The sequence below is a fragment of the Flavobacterium sp. genome (assembly GCF_003525665.1).
Lineage (GTDB): Bacteria > Bacteroidota > Bacteroidia > Flavobacteriales > Flavobacteriaceae > Flavobacterium.
The window spans coordinates 1121-1729 of the sequence record NZ_DQDX01000224.1 but is presented as its reverse complement, the minus strand read 5'-3'; the positions used below and the strand labels follow the sequence as shown (position 1 = coordinate 1729).

Annotated in this window: 1 protein-coding gene; it reads left to right on the top strand. The window is 36.8% G+C overall.

Annotation, left to right across the window (positions count from 1 at the left end; translation table 11 throughout):
• Positions 1-534, top strand: a 534-nt coding sequence (pyrE, locus tag DIU01_RS15445) for an orotate phosphoribosyltransferase (protein ID WP_290836016.1), incomplete at its 5' end; no start/stop codon positions are given.
• Positions 535-609 lie beyond the last annotated feature (75 nt).

The window sequence follows — 609 nt, the reverse complement described above, 5'->3', positions numbered from 1 at the left end:
TCACCTATTTATTGTGATAACCGACTAACGCTCTCATTTCCAGCGATAAGAAATTACATCCGTGATGAATTTTCTAAACAAATAGAGGAAATTTATGGCAAACCCGATGTTATTGCAGGTGTTGCAACCGGCGCAATTGGCATTGGCATACTTGTTGCAGAAGTACTCGGACTACCATTTGTGTACGTTAGACCCGAAGCAAAGAAGCACGGAAGACAAAACCAAGTGGAAGGTTTTTTACAAAAAGGACAAAATGTTGTGGTTGTAGAAGACTTAATTAGTACAGGAAATAGTAGTTTAATGGCCGTAGAAGCTTTGAAAGCAGCTGGAGCCAATGTAAAAGGAATGATTGCTATCTTCACGTACGGATTTGATGTTGCCGAAGAGAACTTTAAGAACGCTGGCGTGACTTTAAATACATTAAGTAACTACGAACACCTTTTAGATCTTGCTGTAGAAAAGCAATACATAACAGAAACAGAACAAAAGACATTACAAGAATGGAGAAAAAGTCCTTCTACTTGGAGTGTGTAAACAGTTTTTAGTTCTTGGTTTGTTGTTTCTAATTTCAATAGAACAATAAACCCTAAACAATAAACAACAAACAAT